The organism is Mesorhizobium sp. EU05-FHT14A09 (assembly GCF_058790995.1).
This window is the reverse complement of record NZ_JBYTDF010000001.1, coordinates 211,762-229,120: the sequence shown is the minus strand read 5'-3', so window position 1 is coordinate 229,120 and position 17,359 is coordinate 211,762. Positions and strand designations below refer to the sequence as shown.

The window sequence follows — 17,359 nt, the reverse complement described above, 5'->3', positions numbered from 1 at the left end:
ATGCTTTTGACGGATCATTGCGCCGCTTGCCGAAGTCTGTTTTGCGTTTTACGAAACAAACATGGCAAAAACCGAAAGGGCCTCAATCTTTCTTGCCGAGCGCGCGCCACTCAAGGTCACCCTGCTTGTCTTCTCCGGTTCGTCGATCATGTGCGTGGCGTCCGCGCTTGATCCGCTGCGTGCGGCCAACCGCATCACCGGCGAGACGCTGTTCGACTATAGGCTCGTCTCCATGACCGGCGACGCGCCGGTGACCACTTGCGGTCTGCCCGTCGCCGTCTCCGGGCGTTTCGATCCGGCCGAAGCCGCCGACATGCTGGTGGTGATCGCCGGCTTCGGAACGCAGAATTACGCCACATCGGCCCTGCTGGCCGGCCTGAGGCGGGCGGCCCGCACTGCGCGCGCCGTGGGCGGCGTCGAGGCCGGAACCTGGCTGGTCGGCCGTGCCGGACTGCTGGAAGGACGCAGCGCCACCACCCATTGGGAGGACATGGAGGATTTCACCGCCGCCTTTCCAGGCACCGACGTTCGGCCCGACCGCTATGTCATCGACGGCCCCGTCTTCACCTCGGGCGGCGCCTCGCCGACCTTCGACCTGATGCTGCATCTGGTGCGCTCGCGGCTCGGCATGGCCGTGGCGCTCGATGTCGCCAGCGTCTTCATCTACGATCAGGCCCGCGCGGCAACCGACGCACAGCCACTGGTCTCACTTGGCCGGCTCGACGGCTACGATCCACGCCTCGCCCAGGCCATCCGGTTCATGGAGGCGCATGTCGACCAGCCGCAGACGATCGCCGCAATCGCAAAACGCGCGGGCGTCACCGCCCGCACGCTGGAGAGTATCTTTCGCTCGTCGATCGACGAGACGCCGGGCGCCTACTATCTGCGGCTCAGGCTCGCTGCGGCCCGGCGACTTGTGGTGGATACACGCATCGCCATGGCCGACATTGCCGAACGGACGGGATTTTCATCCGCGGCGGCATTTTCAAGAGCGTTTTCGAAAGCGTTCGGCGAAGCGCCGACAAAGGCAAGAGGCGGCTAAAAGCGCCGCCAGGTCAGGCGGCGCGGCTGCGGGTTTCGGTCCCGTCGATCAGGTCGCGCATCTGTTTGGCAAGATGTGCCTCGAAGCGACCGGCAACCGCGCGGTCCCATTCATTGGCCACCTTGGCATCGTTGGTCGGGCGCGGCATCGACATCAACCGGTCGATGATCGAGCCGACATGCTCACGCGACAGAAGGGCGTCGATTTCGTGTTCGGTCTGCATTCTTCGCCTCCTTTCGATTCGTGCTGGCGAAGTCTGTATATAGGAAACCTGTGACGGCTTCTTGAAGGCAAGGTTGGGGCGATTGAAAGGCAGATTGAGAAAATTACGTCACGAAAACGTGCAGATACGGTGATTTCATTTCACCGCAGCTTACCCGACTAACAGATTCCTAGAATTTCTTTTCGAACAGCACCGTCGTCAGATCGCTCTCCCACTCCAGGTCGGGATAGCGGCCTTTCTCCTCATAACCGAGGGCCTTGTAGAAGCCCTGGCTCTGCTGGTTGAAGCTGTCGGTCTCCAGCCGCACTTGTGTCTGGCCTGCAGCCTGGATGGCTCTTTCGGCCTCTTTCATCAGCGCACGACCGACGCCGAGACGCTGCTGTCGCGTGCTGACATGAAGGGCATCGATAAAATCGTCCTGCCAGCTGACAAGCCCCGCGACTTTGCCGTCGACTGTGGCAACAAGGAAATCGAGGCCCTGCTCGTCGACGAAGCGACCACCGACATCTGTCTCGAGATAGCGCCGCGCAGCCTCAGCCGTGATTTCAGGTTGCCAGGTGCTTGCGAAGGTCTCGCTCAGGATGCGCTTCAAGTCCGGAAAGTCGACCTCTGTCGCGCGCCGGACAACGACCTCTTGAGCTTTTGCCCCATCTCTCTGCGATACGTTACCTGTTGCCATTTCCATAAGCTCCTGCCTGCCGCATGCGGGCGCGACTGTCCTCTGTGGCGGTCTCGCGCGGTGCAATGCTTTTCGCAAGCGCCTTCTTTTTCGCGACGCTGGACCAGCACCGCACGGCTGACCAACACCATCATGCCGATTACCTGGCGCATAATTGGTTCCGTTTCGCGGACAGGCGAAAAGATCGACGTCAAAACGCAAAACGAAGGAACCAGACCATGACCGACCTCACCGCCATCGCCCTGAACTACGTCGCCGCCTGGAACGAGGCCGACGCGACACGGCGCGCCAGCCTGCTCGACACCACCTTCACCAAGGACGTCAGCTACCGTGATCCGATCATGCAGGGTGACGGACACGATGGTATCGCCCAGTTGATCGATGGTGTGCAGCAGCGCTTTCCGGGTTTCCGTTTTTCGCTGCGCGGGACACCTGACGGCTTCGGCGCGTTCATTCGCTTCTCATGGAACCTCGGCCCAGAGGGTGTGGACGCCGTGATCGAAGGCACCGATATCGCCGTGATCGAGAACGGCCGGCTGAAAAGCGTCACCGGCTTTCTCGATAAGGTGCCAGCGTAGTAGGGGAAGTATGGCCGCCCTTCTCTTCCGAGGAGGGCCTGGCGCCTACATCGTCCCGCGAATGGCCGGATAGAGCGAACGATAGCGTTTGTAGGCGTCCTCAAAGGCACCAGCCAACGCTTTCTCAGGGTCGATGGTCGCTGCGACTGCAGGAGCCGTGCACACCGCGAGCGGATCTGCATCGCTTGCCGCAATGAGGCCAAGCCGCGCCGCGCCAAACGCGGCGCCGAAATCGCCGTCGGCAGGCACATCGACCGGAATGCCGAGCGCAGTGGCGATCGCCTTCAGCCAATAACGCGAACGCGAGCCACCACCGATCGCGGTGACGCGTTCGAGCGTCGTTCCGGCGGTGCGCAAGGCCTCCAGGCTGTCGCGGAAGGCAAGGGCGACGCCCTCGAGCACCGCCTGCGTCAGCGCAGCACGATGCGATTCATGCTCGAGCCCGACAAAGGCGCCGCGAATGGCGGCGTCATTGTGCGGCGTGCGCTCGCCCGACAGATAAGGCAGGAAGGTGACGCCGCCGGGTGCCTTGAGGACATCGCCGAGTTCTCCCGTCAGATCGCCGGCGCTCTTGCCGGTAATGCTCGACAGCCAGTTGAGCGAATCCGTCGCCGACAGGATGACACCCATCTGGTGCCAGGTCGCCGGCAAGGCATGGCAGAAGGTGTGCACCGCACTTTGCGGATTGGGCAGGTAGGATGCATTGGCTGCAAACAGCACGCCCGAGGTGCCGAGCGAGACAAAGGCATGGCCCTCCCCCACCGTGCCCATGCCGCAGGCGGAAGCGGCGTTGTCGCCGGCACCGCCAGCAATCGGAATACCCGCGCTCAAGCCCCATTCCGAGGCGAGTTCAGCGCGCAATCCGCCTGCCTTTTCAGTACCCTCGACCAGTGCCGGCATATGCTTTTCGTCGAGATCGGTGGCGGCCAGCAGTTCCGGGGACCAGCGCCGCTTTTCGACGTCGAGCCAGGCAGTGCCCGCCGAATCCGACATTTCCGAAATGTGCTCGCCTGTCAGCCAGAATCTCAGATAGTCCTTCGGCAACAGCACCTTGGCGACCTTGGCAAAAATGGCCGGTTCGTTTGCGCTTACCCATGCGAGCTTGGGCGCGGTGAAACCCGGGAAAACGATGTTGCCGGTGAGCTTGCGAAAGCGTGGTTCGGCGTCGAGTTTCGCGGCTTCGGCAAAACTGCGCGTATCATTCCACAGGATGCAGGGTCGCAGCACGGCATCAGCGGCATCCAGCAGTGTCGCGCCATGCATCTGGCCGGAGAGACCGATGCCCTTGATCGCCGCGAATTCCCTGGCGTGCGCGGCCCTGAGCTCGGCAATGGCCTCGCGACAGGCGCGTATCCATTCGGCCGGATCCTGTTCCGACCAGCCGTGATGCGGACGCGACACATCAAGTGAGGCATGACCTGAACCGACAACACGCTGCCTGTCGTCAATCAGCAGTGCCTTGATGCCGGAAGTGCCGAGATCGAGCCCGAGATACATGCCTTCCTCCCCATCCGGTCGACTTGCGACCTAGAGCATTTTGTAGCCAAGTGGAATCACTTGGAGTTACAAAAATGCTTCGAAAACAAAAACTTAGAGCGCTTCCGCGTTTCCGTGAAAAACGGAAACGCTCTAGTGTCGTTCGATCGCACCTTCTTATATTTTTCGAGTATCGAAAAATATAATCGCCAGTTCTACTTTAAGGGCCGGATGAGGTCAATTCGCGCCCAGCGCCGCAGCACGGCGTGTGAACAGGGTCGACAGCGGACTTTCAGGCCGCGCCAGCGCACGTTCGGCCGTCAACGCTCTTGCCAGCGGCGTGTTGCCATTGCGCAGCGCTGCCTCGATCAAGGTAAGATCGATGACATCGCGCTGAGCGTGACTGCCACCGAAGCTGTGCGCGACAGCGCGTATCGGCCTCAGCAACCGCACGGTCTCCGCATAGTTGCCTTCGCCGAAGGCTTTCATGGCCAGGGTCACGGGATGGCCGACATCCCGGGTAAAAGCGGCGTTGTCGTCACCAGCCTGCATCGCTTCATGTTGCGTTTCGAGCAGCGTTCTGGCTGACGCCTCCAGTCCGGCGCCGACGAAGGCCATCATCGCATGGGCGTCGTTGAAGGCGTAGTTGCCAGCCGCGGCCTTCGGCGCCCAGTTGGCGGCCAGGTCCGCCCAGCGGTTGCCGACATCGACCCCGCCAAGATGCAGACGCCACAGGATAGCCGAAGCGTCGACCATGTTGAGCGAGAGTGTGGAGCGCTTGCCGTAGATCGGCCCGTCGAACAGCGAGAGCACCTCTTCGGTTTCACCGAGGTCGTAGTGGAACAGCGCCAGATGCCACCAATTATGCACCTGCAGGAAGCTCTCACGCGTCCAGCCTTCCTTGTTGGCGTGCATCCAGGCAATGCCATCGCGCTGGCGGCTTTGCATCTCCATGACATGGGCGACAGCGTGTTGCGCCCAGCCGTCGCGCGGTTCGAGCTCGATGGCGGCACGACCAAACTGTTCGGCACGCTTGTAGTCGCCCGTTTCTTCCAGCCCGAAGGCCTGCATGCCGAGAATGGCATGGCAACCCGGCATCGCCTTGTCCCAGGCTGGCAAAGCCCGGCCGATACGGTCACGCAGCATGCGGGCATTGCCGGTGAAGAAATCGATCTGGTGCCCCGCCTGCAGGGCCAGGGCATCAAGCGGAAACTCGATCGTAATGTCCTCCAGCACACGCGACGCTTCATGCCAGCGTCCGACCGCCAGATGGCCGAGTGCGGCGACATGGCCCTGCTCCCGCGCTGTCGCGGCAAGTGGCAGCGCGGCTTGATGGCAGGCACGTGCGACCGTCATCGCCTCGCGTTCCGTTGCAAGTCCGAACAGATAGCCCTTCAGCACATGCGCCATGACGAAGCCTGGTGCCTCGGCAATCGCCAGGTCGACCGAACCAACGGGATCACCGACGAAACGCTGCAGTTCCGAGAGGCCGCGCAGATAGTGCTCCCGGGCGGGCGCCGAAGCGCCTGTCAAAGCGAGGCCGGATGTGTCGGTGGTCGTCATCGCTGCTCCGTCCTGTTCGCCGCCAAGCAATATGATTTGCGAGCCTCTTTCAAGGAAAGCCGGTCCTTGCCCGAAAGTCGGCATTTCCGAACATTCGCAAATAATAAACCATGGCAACAAACCGTGTTTGGAAGCACGAGGCAAATCATGGCTTCTTTGTGGCAGCCAGCGTGATCGGTGGTGCGGGGATATTTTGGGGTTTGTCGGGACGAAAGGTTCATAGACCAACAAAAACAAGCGATTGAGAGGGACACCATTCATGCGGCAACACCATTCGACCCGGTCGTACCGGGTCAGGTTATCCGTTCGCGGAAAACTCGGATTGCTGGCCTCCACCTCGCTCCTTCTCAGCTTGCTGCCATCTTCCCCCGCTTCGGCAGCCTGCGTGCTTTCCTCTTCTCCCGGCGACGACACCGTCATCTGTGACAGCGGTACGGCGCTCGGCAATCTTCTCGATACCGGCGGCAACAACACGCTGGTCTTTCCGGCCGCAGGCACCGGGCAGATCACCGGCAACGTCACCTATGGCGTCGGCGCCGACCGCATCGAGATGCAATCCGGCACCATCACCGGCGCAGTGGATCAGGGCGATGGCCAGGACAGCTTCGTCATCGGCGCTGGCACGGTGAACGGCAATGTCCAGCAAGGCGCCGGCATCGACAGCTTCCAGATGAGCGGCGGCCAGATCGGTTCGCTCAACCAGGGCGATGCGCTGGACACTTTCTTCATGTCGGGCGGCCGTATCGTCGACTTCTTCGACGACGGTGACCAAGCCTTCATGAGTGGTGGACGCATCGGCCGCGTCAACATGAAGCTCGACAAGAACTACTTCAACATGTCCGGCGGCACGATCGACCGCAACCTCGTCACCGGCTTCGACCAGGATACGGTCATCATTTCCGGCGGTACGATCGGCGGCAACATCAGCGTCAGCGGCGGCAACGACAGCGTCACGGTGACGGGCGGCTCGATCGGCGGCGATGTCCTGCTCTCGTTCGGAGAAGACAATTTCACCTGGAGCAATGGCGGCATCATCTACGGCACGATCGACCTCGGCGGCGACAATGATACTGCCGCGCTGAGCAACCTCAACAATGGCAATCTCGGCGCCACGAAGGCGATCAGCGGCGGGCTCGGTACCGATGCGATCACCCTCTCCAACGTCGACTTTGCCAATGTGTCCCGATTGCAGAACTGGGAAACCGTCAACGCCACCAACGATACCGAACTGAAATTCGGTGGAACACTGGCACTCGGCGACGCCGGCACCGGAACCGGCACGCTCAACGTCGATGCCACCAGCACACTTTATGGCGGCGGTGGCAATGGCGGCGTCTCGGCTTTCACGGCGGGGCAGCTTGCCAATGTCGTCAATGCCGGACGCATCGATCTTACCAATGGCGGCAACAGCCTGACCGATACCTTCACCATCGCCGGAAACTACAGCGGCAATGACGGCCTGCTGCTGTTGCAGACCGCGCTCGGCGACGATTCCTCGGCTTCCGACAAGCTGGTCATTTCCGGCGGCACGGCAAGCGGCGGAACCAGCATCACCGTGGTCAATGTCGGTGGCGCCGGCGCGGCTACGACGCAGGATGGCATCATGGTGGTGCAGGCCGTGAATGGCGGCTCCACCACGGCGAACGCCTTCGCGCTCAATGGCCCGGTGGCGGCGGGCGCCTACGAATACTATCTTTTCAGAGGCGGGGTCAGTGCCGGCAGCAACGAGAACTGGTATCTGCGCTCGACCTTGATCACGTCCAATCCAGCCCCGGGGCCGGATCCGCTGGAACCCACACCACCGCCACCGCAGCCAATACCGCCGGAGCCGGAACCACCGGCGCCGCCGCCGGTCACACCGCCTCCGCCGGTCCCGCCGGAGGCCACGCCGGGTAATCCCAATCCCGTCGATCCGGCACCACCTGTGACCCCGACCGATCAGCAGCCGGTCGCGCCGCCGCCGCCTCCTGCGGTGGCACCGCCGGATCCTCCCCCGCCCCCGCCGGACGTGCCGACGACGACACCGCCGACGGACGGGAGCGCCATGCCACCATCACCTGGCGCCACCCGCGTGACCGGGACCGCCGTGCCGCTCTACCGCGTCGAAGTGCCGACCTATGCGGTGCTGCCGCCGGCAGGTTACTATCTGATGAGCGCCAATCTCGGCACCTTCCACGAACGACGTGGCGAGCAAATCCTGCTCGGCGGAGTAGGCATGCTGCCCGGCAGTTGGGGGCGTATCTTCGGCCAGGACGCCGAAGTGAATTGGGGCGGCACTGTCACACCAACCTTCGATGGTCATCTGTTCGGTTTCCAGGTCGGCTCCGATCTGATCGGTTGGGAAGGACCGGCCGGACACGAGAACCGGGCCGGGCTGTTCATCGGCCACACCCGCATGGATGGCGACATCCGCGGCCAGGCACTGGGATGGAACAATCTCAGCGTCGGCGATCTTGACCTCAACGCCACAAGCCTGGGCGCTTACTGGACGCATATCGGCCCAGGCGGCTGGTATCTGGACGGCGTCGTCATGGGCACCTGGCTCGACGGCAAGGCGACATCGAACCGCGACGTCGGCATCGATGTTGATGGTGCCGGCGTCACCCTGTCGCTCGAAGGCGGCTATCCGATCCAGCTCTCGTCGGAATGGACACTCGAACCACAGGCGCAGTTGATCTGGCAGCACCTGTCACTCGACGGGCAGCAAGATCGCTTCTCTACCGTGTCCTTCGACAATGACGACAGCGTCACCGGCCGGATCGGCCTGCGCCTGCAGGGTGCGATGCCGCTGGGCACCGCGATGTTGCAGCCTTACCTGAAAGCCAATCTCTGGCACGAGTTCGATGGCACCGACCGCGTCAATTTCGGCGGCGATCCGATCGATGTCGAGCGCGGCGGCACATCATTGGAAGTCGGCGGCGGCGTGGTAGCGAAGCTTTCCGAAACGCTGAGCGTCTTTGCAACGGCCGACTACACCACCAATCTCGGCGGAGAAAAGCGCCGGGTCTGGGAAGGCAATCTCGGCCTCAGCGTGAAGTGGTAGAGGCAGGCGGGGCTTAGCAGCCCCGCAGCTTTCAACTGCCGGATCGCATCGCGACCGTAGCAATGCCGGCGCCAACCAGCAACGTGCCGCCGGTACGATTGAAGATGCGGATCGCCTTCGGGTTGCGCACCACGTTGCGCGCCCGGGAGGCGACCAGCGCATAGCCGAAAGCGTTGGCGAAGGCGAGCGTGAGGAAGGTCGCTTCGAAGATCGCCATCTGCGTCCAGAAATTGCCATGCCGGTCGATGAACTGGGGCAAGAAGGCAACAAAGAAGGTGATGCTCTTCGGATTGAGCGCCGTGACCAACCAGGCATGCGCCATCATCTTCGCTGCCGATACCGCATCGTGGCGTGGTGTCGCTTCCAGCGTGCCACCGGCACGGAACAGCTTGATGCCGAGATAGACGAGATAGGCGGCACCGATCACCTTGAGCACCGTGAAGACGGTGGCCGAAGCGGCCAGCAACGCGCCGATGCCAAGCATGGACAGCGTCATGGCGGTGAAATCGCCGAGTGCCACGCCAATCGCCATCGGCAACGCCGTGCGCCAGCCTTGCCCGAGCGCATAAGAGACGACGAGCAGGATGGTCGGACCTGGAATGATCAGCAGGATGGAAGATGCAGCGGCAAAGGCTGCCCAATTCTCGAACGACATGAGTCTCTCCTGTCAAAGAACAGGATAAATCCCTGCCTTCAGCGGGATGTAAAGCGGTTTTTGCGGCACGGTCTTACGCCACAGACAGGCATCAGGTCGCGCCGCTCGGCACGCGCGGCGCAACGAGCGCGGCAGCGCACGCGATGGCCATGGTGGCCGATGAAAGCAGTGCCATATCGGTCGTCGCGGCTTGCCATGCGAAGGCCCGTTCCAGTTCGAAAATCGATGCTCAAGGATCGACGGAACAGATAGGCGAGACCCGTGCCGGCATTGTGACCGAAGCTGGGAGTTTTGATGCAGGAACCGCCGGAAGTGAGGCAGAGAAGACGCCGCCAAACCGTACAGGAGACCGCAAAAGCAGGCTTCGCAAGGGTTTCACGCTTTTTAAACCATGAATCGTGAAAATGCGACGCATCCGGCGGGCATGTGATCCCGGCCGTTCGTATGGGGTAAAGTGTGCATGCGTAAGCCGCAAGACCTGACGCCTTCGTCCAGCGTCGATTTCCCGGAATCCAACACCATCATTTCCCGCCGCTCCGTGCTTTCCGGTCTCGGCATCATGACCCTGCTTGGCGCTTCCGGCTGCTCGCAGACCCTGGACATCCCGTCGCTCGGTCCGGTCGGTCCCTCGAGCAACATGCCGCCACTCGACGACATGTCGACCGGGTCGATCCGCCCGATCCCGCCGATCAGTGTAGACAGGAACATCACCGACAACAGCGCGATGTATGCCTCGCTGACCGACAACGGCTTCGTCGTCCCGGCCATCCCGTTCCAGAAGGTCAAGGCGGAATTCCGCCGCCAGATCGTTGTCGACCCGACAGGCGAAGCACCCGGCACGATCGTGGTCAGGCTCAACGAACGTCATCTTTACTGGGTGCAGGAAGGTGGCGAGGCCATCCGCTACGGTGTCGGCATCGGCAAGGCGGGCTTCGAATGGAGCGGGCGCGCGGTGATCCAGTACACCAAGGAGTGGCCGACCTGGACGCCGCCTCGGGAAATGATCGCGCGCAAGCCCGAACTGGTGAAGTGGGCCAGTGGCCAGCCGGGCGGCCTCGACAATCCGCTGGGCGCGCGTGCACACTATATCTACAAGGACGGCCAGGACACCGGCTACCGCGTGCACGGCTCGCCGGAGTGGTGGACGATCGGCACCCAGGCCTCGTCCGGCTGCGTGCGCATGATCAACCAGGATGTCATCGACCTGTACAACCGGGTCAAGGCGTCGCCGAACAAGGTGCCGATTGTTGTAGCTTAGGCAGTCGGCAGTCGGCAGTCGGCAGTCGAATTGCCGACGATTTGGCGTGCCCCGCGCAAGCGGTATTTGCAAGAACCAGACTGCGCCGCAGACAGCTCTTCCGATTGCCGACTGCCTACTCACGACTGCCTGCCGCTAATCGATTAAAATCCCCCGTTGCGTCCCGCCGGAATACAGGCGAAAGTTCCTCTCCATAGGTCTCGGGAGGATCGAACAATGGCCGGAACTTTCGTTATCGCCCAGGGCGGCGGCCCCACCGCGGTGATCAACCAGACAGTGGTCGGCGCGGTCCTCGAAGTTCGCAGGAAACATCCCGGCGCCCGTGTCCTCGGTGCCCGCCACGGTGTGCGCGGCGTGCGGGACGGCGACTATGTCGACCTGACCGACATGCGCGAAGACCAGCTCAGGCTGATCGGGCGCACGCCGTCGGCAGCTCTGGGCTCGACCCGCGACAAGCCGGATGCCGCCTATTGCGACCTGGTCCTGAAAGGCCTGCAAAAGGCGAGTGCCGACGCCTTTATCTATATTGGCGGCAACGACACCTCCGGTACGCAGCAGATCCTCACCGATGCAGCCGGCGGCAAGATCGCCTTCGTGCATGCGCCGAAAACCATCGACAACGATCTCGTCGAGAACGACCACACGCCCGGCTTCATCTCGGCGGCGGAATTCGTCGCCGGGGCCTTCCTGTCGGTGGATCTCGATTTCCGTGCCCTGCCCGGCATCTATGTCGGCATCGTCATGGGTCGCCATGCCGGCTTCCTCACCGCAGCGTCCGCCGCCTGGCGGCTGGACGGCGACAGCGGTCCACACCTGGTCTACGTGCCTGAACGGGCCTTCTCGGTCGACCGTTTCATCGATGACGTCAAAGCGACGATGGCGAAGCACAAGCGTTGCATCGTCGCCGTTTCCGAAGGCGTCTCGACCGCGGATGGCCGTTCACTGGTCGAAACGATCGTCGGCTCCGACAAGGTCGAGCGGGACGCACATGGCAATGTCAAGCTCTCCGGCAGCGACCTCAACCGCGCCTTCGAGCAGGCGCTGGCCGAAAGGCTGCCCGGCAAGCGCGCCCGCGTCGACGCGCTCGGTTACATGCCACGCGGCTATATCGGCGCGATCAGCCCTGTCGACGCGCAGGAAGCCTTCGATGCCGGCGCCTTTGCCATCGGTGTGGCGGATGAGGGCGGCGGTTCGGTGGCACTGCAATATGACGGCAGCAAAACCGTGTTCAGGAAGGTGCCGTTGAGCAGCGTTGCCGCCAAGACCAGGCACATGCCCGACGACTTCATGCTCAAGGATGCCAACAACCTTTCCGAAGCCGGCCTCGCCTATCTGCATCGGCTGGTGCCGGCCAAATATCAGGTCGGCAAACCATTCGTATGAGGATGGCGTGACAGGCTGGTTCGGCAAGACGGCGCTCGATGCCGCGCTGACACTGATCACGGAACCCTTCGTGCATCCTTATATGAGCGCCAATATCTGGCATCTGAAAGGGCGCGATGTTGACCTGCTGGTCGACACCGGGATGGGCATCTTCCCGCTGGCGCCGGAGATCGACACACCGGCGGGCAAGCCATTGCTGGTGGTCGCAACCCATATCCATCTCGACCATGTCGGCTCGCTGCACGAATTCGCCGAGCGCGCGGGGCCACGCCAGAGTGCGGTCGAATTCACCCGCATGGGCGACGCTGCCACCTACGCCCATGAATTCCGCCAGCTCGAAGGCGCGGTGTCGCGCCTGCCCTACCCCGGCTGGAGCCGCGAGGGCTATCGCATCGAACCGGCTCCCCTGACGCGTGTTCTGGCCGAAGGCGATCGTGTCGACCTTGGAGACCGCTGCTTCACCGTTCTGCACCTGCCTGGTCATTCGCCGGATTCGATCGCGCTGTTCGACGAGCGTGACGGGCTCTTCTTCAGCGGCGACGCAATTTATGACGACACGTTGCTCGACGACCTGCCCGACTCCGACCCAGCCGTCTACCGCCACACCATGCAGCGGCTGCTTGAACTGCCGATCGGCCTTGGCCACGGCGGCCATGGCCCGCGCTTCGATCGCAGCCGGATGCAGGAGATCGCCCGAGCCTATCTGGGCCGAATCTGACAGATTTTTCCCGCCCTGTGTCCAATGCAACGGAAAAAGGCGCCGCTCAAAGCGACGCCTTTCTTGCTCGTTGGGCAGCAGTCGGCGAAGACGCCGGGCGGCCTGGCAGACCCGGTCGGTTTAACCGACCTGCTCGTCCCAGCCGGAGATCGCCTTGACTTCAAGGAAGTCCTCGAGACCCCACTTGCCGCCCTCGCGACCGAGGCCGGACGCCTTGTAGCCGCCGAAGGGGCTGCCATAAGGCCTGTCGGCGCCGTTGATCTGGACCATACCGGCGCGGATGCGGCGGGCCACACGCTGCGCCTTTACCTTGTCCTGGGTCTGGACATAGCCGGAGAGGCCATAGGGCGTGTCGTTGGCGATCGCGATGGCGTCTTCCTCGCTATCGAAGGGGATCATCGCCAGCACCGGCCCGAAAATCTCCTCGCGCGCGATGGTCATGTCGTTGTTGACATCGGCGAAGACGGTCGGGCGTACATAGTAGCCTCGGTTGAAGCCTTCCGGACGGCCAAGGCCGCCGGCCACCACACGCGCACCTTCCTTGATGCCCGCTTCGATCAGGCTCTGCACCTTGTTGAACTGCACTTCGGAAGAAAGTGGACCGATGTGGTCGCCGTCCTCTGCCGGATTGCCGACCTTGACGGTGGCCGCATAGTCGGCGGCGAGGCCGACGGCACGGTCATAGACCGGGCGCTCGACCAGCATGCGGGTCGGCGCGTTGCAGGACTGTCCGGTGTTTTCGAAGCAATGTGCCAGGCCACGTGCGATCGCTTCCGGAAGGTCGCTGTCGGCAAAGACGATGTTGGGCGACTTGCCGCCAAGCTCTAGCGCGACACGCTTGATGCCATCCGCGGACGATTTGGCCACGGCAATGCCGGCGCGCGTCGAACCGGTAAAGGACATCATGTCGATGCCGGGGTGACGCGACAGCGCCTCGCCGACGGTTGGGCCATCGCCGTTGACCATGTTGAACACGCCGGCGGGGAAACCGGCTTCTTCCATCATCTCCGCGAAGACAATGGATGAGACCGGCGCGATCTCGGACGGCTTCAGCACCACGGTGCAGCCCGCGGCAAGCGCCGGCACCACCTTCAACGTCACCTGGTTCATCGGCCAGTTCCACGGCGTGATCAGGCCGCAGACTCCGATCGGCTCATAGACGATGTGCTCTTCCTTGTTGCGCTCGCTGAGCGGCGTTTCGAAATGGAAGTCCTTCAGGGTGCGGATGAAGGCCTTGATGTGGCCGGCACCGCACGCAGCCTGGGCTTCCAGCGCCAGCTTGATCGGTGCACCCATTTCATCCGAAATGGCCTTGGCCATGTCGTCCATTCGCCTGTTGTAGGCAGCAAGCAGACGCTCCAGCGCCGCAAGGCGCTCCTCGCGGCTGGTGCGGCTCCAGCTTTCGAAAGCGCGGCGTGCGGCAGCGACCGCTTTATCGACATCGGCGGCAGAACCCAGCGAAATGACGGCGAAGGGCTGCTCGTCGGCTGGATTGATGACTTCGAGTTCCTTCGGGGCGACCGGTGCGACCCACTTGCCGTCGATGAAGAAATCCGTCTTACGCAGCATTCTGTTCTCCCTGTTCGCGACTGTTCTAACAGCCGGCCCGACAAGCGCGGGCGGTGAAACCGACATGGTTTTTTGGCGTTGCGGCAGTGTTCTAGCCTTGCGGCAAGGGGCTACTCAAGCCTCAGTATGCAGCCTGCGTGAGGCCAGATGGTTGGGACCCTCGGTGCGATTGGCATCGTGAATGTTGACGATGCGTGCAGCACGGTGTGAACGCCGACTTGGTACTCTTTTGCGTATCAGCCAATCGTCAACCAGCACATCCAATTGTTTTTATTATTCTAATTTTGAAATCTAGTCCTCAAGCCCACCGTTTCAAGGATCATTTCCATGGTCCAGGCGGCACTTTTTCGTGATTGGAAACCTGGCCGGGCCTTTCCCAGATACGCCCTGTCCGAACGACGCGAATTCCTCCCAAGAACACGCCGCATGACGGACAGACATTGAAATTCGGAGTACGAAAATGAAAAAGATTGCTCTTGCTACTGCTGCTCTCCTGGTTGCCGCTGGTTCGGCGTTCGCGGGCAGCGACAACTTCGACGCCTATGCAGGCTCCAACCCGCAGGCCGTCGGCTCGACCGTCGACAGCGGCTACACCGCTTCGGTGAAGGGCGGCTCGCACGATGCCAGCACTGTTGCCAAGCCGATCACCGATGGCGCTCCGCGCCTCGGCGGCAACAGCTAATAACAGCTGAACCAGTTGCCGGCTTTGCCGGCGTGGAAAAAGCGGTGGGCTTGCCCGCCGCTTTTTTCGTTTGGCGACCAAGCAAGGTCTTTCCCAACCAGCCCTCCCGCCGACTGCTCGCAAAGACAAGGTCACCGATCGCGGCGAGCCGGCGAAGGGTTACAATTTGGCGCTCTCATCGTCAGGCTCGCTCCTGTTGAGCACCGCCGAACGTCAATTATTTTAGACGCTTCCTATCAATATTGTTCACTCAGCGACGACAATCCGTTCAGCGCAGCCTGAACAATCTCCGGTATGTTTTTTCATACCATGAAAATATCAACCACCTAAGTTATTGAAATTATTCAAATCAATAGCACGCATATGTCTCCACGAAGAAACTTCAAGAGCCATTTTTGCATGGCAGATAAACATTCTCGTGATTGGAACCTTTCCCGTGGCATTCCCATTTCTGTGTTGTCCGAACGACGAGATTGCCTCCCAAGAGACCACGCCGCTTGACGGACGGAACAAGAAATTTGGAGTACGAAAATGAAGACGATTGCTCTTACTGCTGCTGCCCTCCTCGTCGCCGCCGGCTCGGCTTTTGCCAACGGTAGCGACCATTACGGCTCGAACTTCACCTATTCGAACGTCGACAACGCCTACACCGCTTCGGTCAAGTCCGATGTGGCCAAGCATGACGCCGCTTCTTCGGTTGTGAAGCCGATCACCGACGGCGCTCCGCGCCTTGGTGGCAACAGCTAATCATTCACTGACACAAAAATTCACTGAAGATTTCGGAGATACGAAAATGAAGACCATTGCTCTCACCGCCGCCGCCCTCCTGGTTGCCGCCGGTTCCGCTTTCGCAGGCAGCGACCACTACGGTTCGAACCATACCTATTCGAACGTTGACAGCTCCTACACCGCTTCGGTTCAGAATGGTTCGGCTTCCTCGCAGGAAACCGCAAAGACCATCACCGACGGTGCTCCGCGCCTCGGCGGCAACAGCTAATCTGGCTGCCGGTACTGCCGGCATCCAGCTTCAAAAAGCGGTGGGCTTGCCCACCGCTTTTTTCGTTTGCGTAGCACGATCAGGCGCACTCTTTTCCAGATGGATCAAATTATCACACCGCTCGGGTGAGCATGAAAACCCTTCATCAAGTACGAATTATAATATTCACAATATTCCTTGATAATAAATTCTCCAACATCGCAACATGTTGAAAACACATACATCTACTCACCACCGGTGATTATCACGAGAAACTTCAAGAGGGAATCGCAACCCAGCAATAAACATTGTTGTGATGGGAACCTTTTGCCGCCGATTTTCATTTATGTCATGTCCGAACGACGCGATGACCTCCCAAGAACACGCCGCTGACGGACGGAAAAAACCGAACGTTGGAGTTTGAAAATGAAGACCCTTGCTCTCACTGCTGCCGCTCTCCTGGTTGCCTCGGGCGCCGCTTTCGCTGGCAGCGACAATTTTGATGCCTATGCCGGCTCGAACCCGCATGCGACAGCTGTCGATACGGGACATACCGCCTCGATCGCCACGCACAATGCTGCCCTGCAGTGGCTGAACGGTGGCCAGTCGACGTCAACCGACAAGGCTGACCAGGCCGCCATCGACTACCGGGTTGACCATTTCGGCAACCGCTAAGCAGCGACCATGTCTTGAGTGCAAAGCGGCGGGTTCACCCGCCGCTTTTGTTTTGCGGCGCTGTGCCCCTAGCCAAATCCGCCTGGCCGGAAAACTGGTTGCATTTCAAGATCACTCTCCCTATAACCGGTTGCAAATCGCAATTGGTTATAGGGATCCAAATGTCCAAACTGGTGGTTCGCGCATTCTCGATATCGCAAGATGGTTACGGCGCCGGACCGAACCAGGGCCTCGAAAACCCGCTCGGCGAAAACGGCGAAAAGCTGCATGATTGGTTTTTCGAAACAGACACTTTCCAGGCGATGACTGGCGGCGGAGAAGGGCTGAAGGATATCGACAACGAGTTCGCCACGCGCAGCTTCGACAACCTTGGCGCCTGGATCCTCGGCCGCAACATGTTCGGGCCTGTGCGCGGTCCCTGGCCGGACGAGACCTGGAAAGGCTGGTGGGGCGACAACCCGCCCTATCACGTACCCGTCTTCGTGCTGACCAACCACGCTCGAGCACCGATTACCATGGAAGGTGGCACGACTTTCCATTTCGTCACCAGCGGCTTCGAGGACGCGCTGGCGCAAGCCAGGCAGGCAGCTGCAGGCAAGGATGTCCGGGTTGGCGGAGGCGTCGAAACGCTCAAGCAATATCTCAAGGCACGGCTTGTCGATGACCTTCATCTCGCCGTCGCCCCCTTTCTGATGGGCTCGGGCGAAAACCTGTTTTCGGATATCGACCTCGCAGCTCTCGGCTACCGCATCACCGACCGGGTGGCGACGGAGAAAGCAACACATCTGACCGTCGTGAGAGATGATTGACGGCAACAGCCCCGAATCCAGGTGATCAAA

At 61.4% G+C, this 17,359-nt stretch carries 18 protein-coding genes; 12 read left to right on the top strand and 6 right to left on the bottom strand.

Annotation, left to right across the window (positions count from 1 at the left end; all coding sequences use genetic code 11):
* Positions 1-61: 61 nt before the first annotated feature.
* Positions 62-1,042, top strand: a complete 981-nt coding sequence (locus AC3WTO_RS01045) for a GlxA family transcriptional regulator (protein ID WP_492458822.1) — start codon at positions 62-64, stop codon at positions 1,040-1,042.
* A 13-nt stretch (positions 1,043-1,055) separates the two neighbouring features.
* Here AC3WTO_RS01045 and AC3WTO_RS01040 read toward each other — a convergent pair whose 3' ends face one another.
* Together AC3WTO_RS01040 and AC3WTO_RS01035 are read right to left on the bottom strand one after the other, a co-directional pair.
* Complete coding sequence (locus AC3WTO_RS01040) at positions 1,056-1,265, bottom strand: hypothetical protein (protein ID WP_379113692.1); 210 nt, start codon at positions 1,263-1,265, stop codon at positions 1,056-1,058.
* A gap of 169 nt (positions 1,266-1,434) precedes the next feature.
* Entirely contained in the window at positions 1,435-1,944 is a 510-nt protein-coding gene (locus AC3WTO_RS01035) for a GNAT family N-acetyltransferase (RefSeq protein WP_492458821.1), read from the bottom strand.
* A 218-nt stretch (positions 1,945-2,162) separates the two neighbouring features.
* Between AC3WTO_RS01035 and AC3WTO_RS01030 the strand changes: the two genes are divergently transcribed.
* Positions 2,163-2,522: a nuclear transport factor 2 family protein gene (locus tag AC3WTO_RS01030; RefSeq protein ID WP_492458820.1), complete on the top strand. Its 360-nt coding sequence runs from the start codon at positions 2,163-2,165 to the stop codon at positions 2,520-2,522.
* Between the two features lie 45 nt (positions 2,523-2,567).
* Here AC3WTO_RS01030 and xylB read toward each other — a convergent pair whose 3' ends face one another.
* Entirely contained in the window at positions 2,568-4,019 is a 1,452-nt protein-coding gene (xylB, locus tag AC3WTO_RS01025; protein WP_492458819.1) for a xylulokinase, read from the bottom strand.
* A 216-nt stretch (positions 4,020-4,235) separates the two neighbouring features.
* Positions 4,236-5,561 carry a tetratricopeptide repeat protein gene (locus tag AC3WTO_RS01020; RefSeq protein ID WP_492458818.1) on the bottom strand — a complete coding sequence of 442 codons (1,326 nt, stop codon included), beginning with the start codon at positions 5,559-5,561 and terminating at the stop codon, positions 4,236-4,238.
* A 259-nt stretch (positions 5,562-5,820) separates the two neighbouring features.
* Between AC3WTO_RS01020 and AC3WTO_RS01015 the strand changes: the two genes are divergently transcribed.
* Positions 5,821-8,604, top strand: a complete 2,784-nt coding sequence (locus AC3WTO_RS01015; RefSeq protein ID WP_492458817.1) for an autotransporter family protein — start codon at positions 5,821-5,823, stop codon at positions 8,602-8,604.
* Between the two features lie 31 nt (positions 8,605-8,635).
* On the opposite strand, the gene AC3WTO_RS01010 is transcribed toward AC3WTO_RS01015, so the two are convergent.
* A complete protein-coding gene (locus tag AC3WTO_RS01010) occupies positions 8,636-9,259 on the bottom strand; it encodes a LysE family translocator (protein WP_492458816.1) in 624 nt (207 codons plus the stop codon).
* A gap of 143 nt (positions 9,260-9,402) precedes the next feature.
* Here AC3WTO_RS01010 and AC3WTO_RS01005 point away from each other — a divergent pair, with 143 nt between their 5' ends.
* The 4 genes from AC3WTO_RS01005 (at position 9,403) to AC3WTO_RS00990 (ending at position 12,618) form a co-directional block, all read left to right on the top strand.
* Positions 9,403-9,654 (top strand): hypothetical protein, encoded by a 252-nt coding sequence (locus AC3WTO_RS01005; protein ID WP_492458815.1) that lies wholly within the window; start codon positions 9,403-9,405, stop codon positions 9,652-9,654.
* Positions 9,655-9,719: 65 nt separating this feature from the next.
* Positions 9,720-10,517: a L,D-transpeptidase gene (locus AC3WTO_RS01000; RefSeq protein WP_492458814.1), complete on the top strand. Its 798-nt coding sequence runs from the start codon at positions 9,720-9,722 to the stop codon at positions 10,515-10,517.
* A 216-nt stretch (positions 10,518-10,733) separates the two neighbouring features.
* Positions 10,734-11,900, top strand: coding sequence for a diphosphate--fructose-6-phosphate 1-phosphotransferase (locus tag AC3WTO_RS00995; RefSeq protein WP_492458813.1), 1,167 nt, complete (start codon positions 10,734-10,736; stop codon positions 11,898-11,900).
* A gap of 7 nt (positions 11,901-11,907) precedes the next feature.
* A complete protein-coding gene (locus AC3WTO_RS00990; protein WP_492458812.1) occupies positions 11,908-12,618 on the top strand; it encodes an MBL fold metallo-hydrolase in 711 nt (236 codons plus the stop codon).
* 120 nt (positions 12,619-12,738) lie between these two features.
* Here AC3WTO_RS00990 and AC3WTO_RS00985 read toward each other — a convergent pair whose 3' ends face one another.
* Positions 12,739-14,187: an aldehyde dehydrogenase family protein gene (locus tag AC3WTO_RS00985; RefSeq protein ID WP_492458811.1), complete on the bottom strand. Its 1,449-nt coding sequence runs from the start codon at positions 14,185-14,187 to the stop codon at positions 12,739-12,741.
* Positions 14,188-14,647: 460 nt separating this feature from the next.
* Between AC3WTO_RS00985 and AC3WTO_RS00980 the strand changes: the two genes are divergently transcribed.
* From AC3WTO_RS00980 to AC3WTO_RS00960, 5 genes are all read left to right on the top strand, one after another.
* Entirely contained in the window at positions 14,648-14,869 is a 222-nt protein-coding gene (locus tag AC3WTO_RS00980; RefSeq protein WP_492458810.1) for a DUF680 domain-containing protein, read from the top strand.
* Between the two features lie 531 nt (positions 14,870-15,400).
* Complete coding sequence (locus AC3WTO_RS00975) at positions 15,401-15,616, top strand: DUF680 domain-containing protein (protein WP_492458809.1); 216 nt, start codon at positions 15,401-15,403, stop codon at positions 15,614-15,616.
* A gap of 46 nt (positions 15,617-15,662) precedes the next feature.
* A complete protein-coding gene (locus AC3WTO_RS00970; RefSeq protein ID WP_492458808.1) occupies positions 15,663-15,866 on the top strand; it encodes a DUF680 domain-containing protein in 204 nt (67 codons plus the stop codon).
* Positions 15,867-16,271: 405 nt separating this feature from the next.
* Positions 16,272-16,520: a DUF680 domain-containing protein gene (locus tag AC3WTO_RS00965; RefSeq protein WP_492458807.1), complete on the top strand. Its 249-nt coding sequence runs from the start codon at positions 16,272-16,274 to the stop codon at positions 16,518-16,520.
* Between the two features lie 161 nt (positions 16,521-16,681).
* Positions 16,682-17,329 (top strand): dihydrofolate reductase family protein, encoded by a 648-nt coding sequence (locus AC3WTO_RS00960; protein WP_492458806.1) that lies wholly within the window; start codon positions 16,682-16,684, stop codon positions 17,327-17,329.
* Positions 17,330-17,359: the final 30 nt, after the last annotated feature.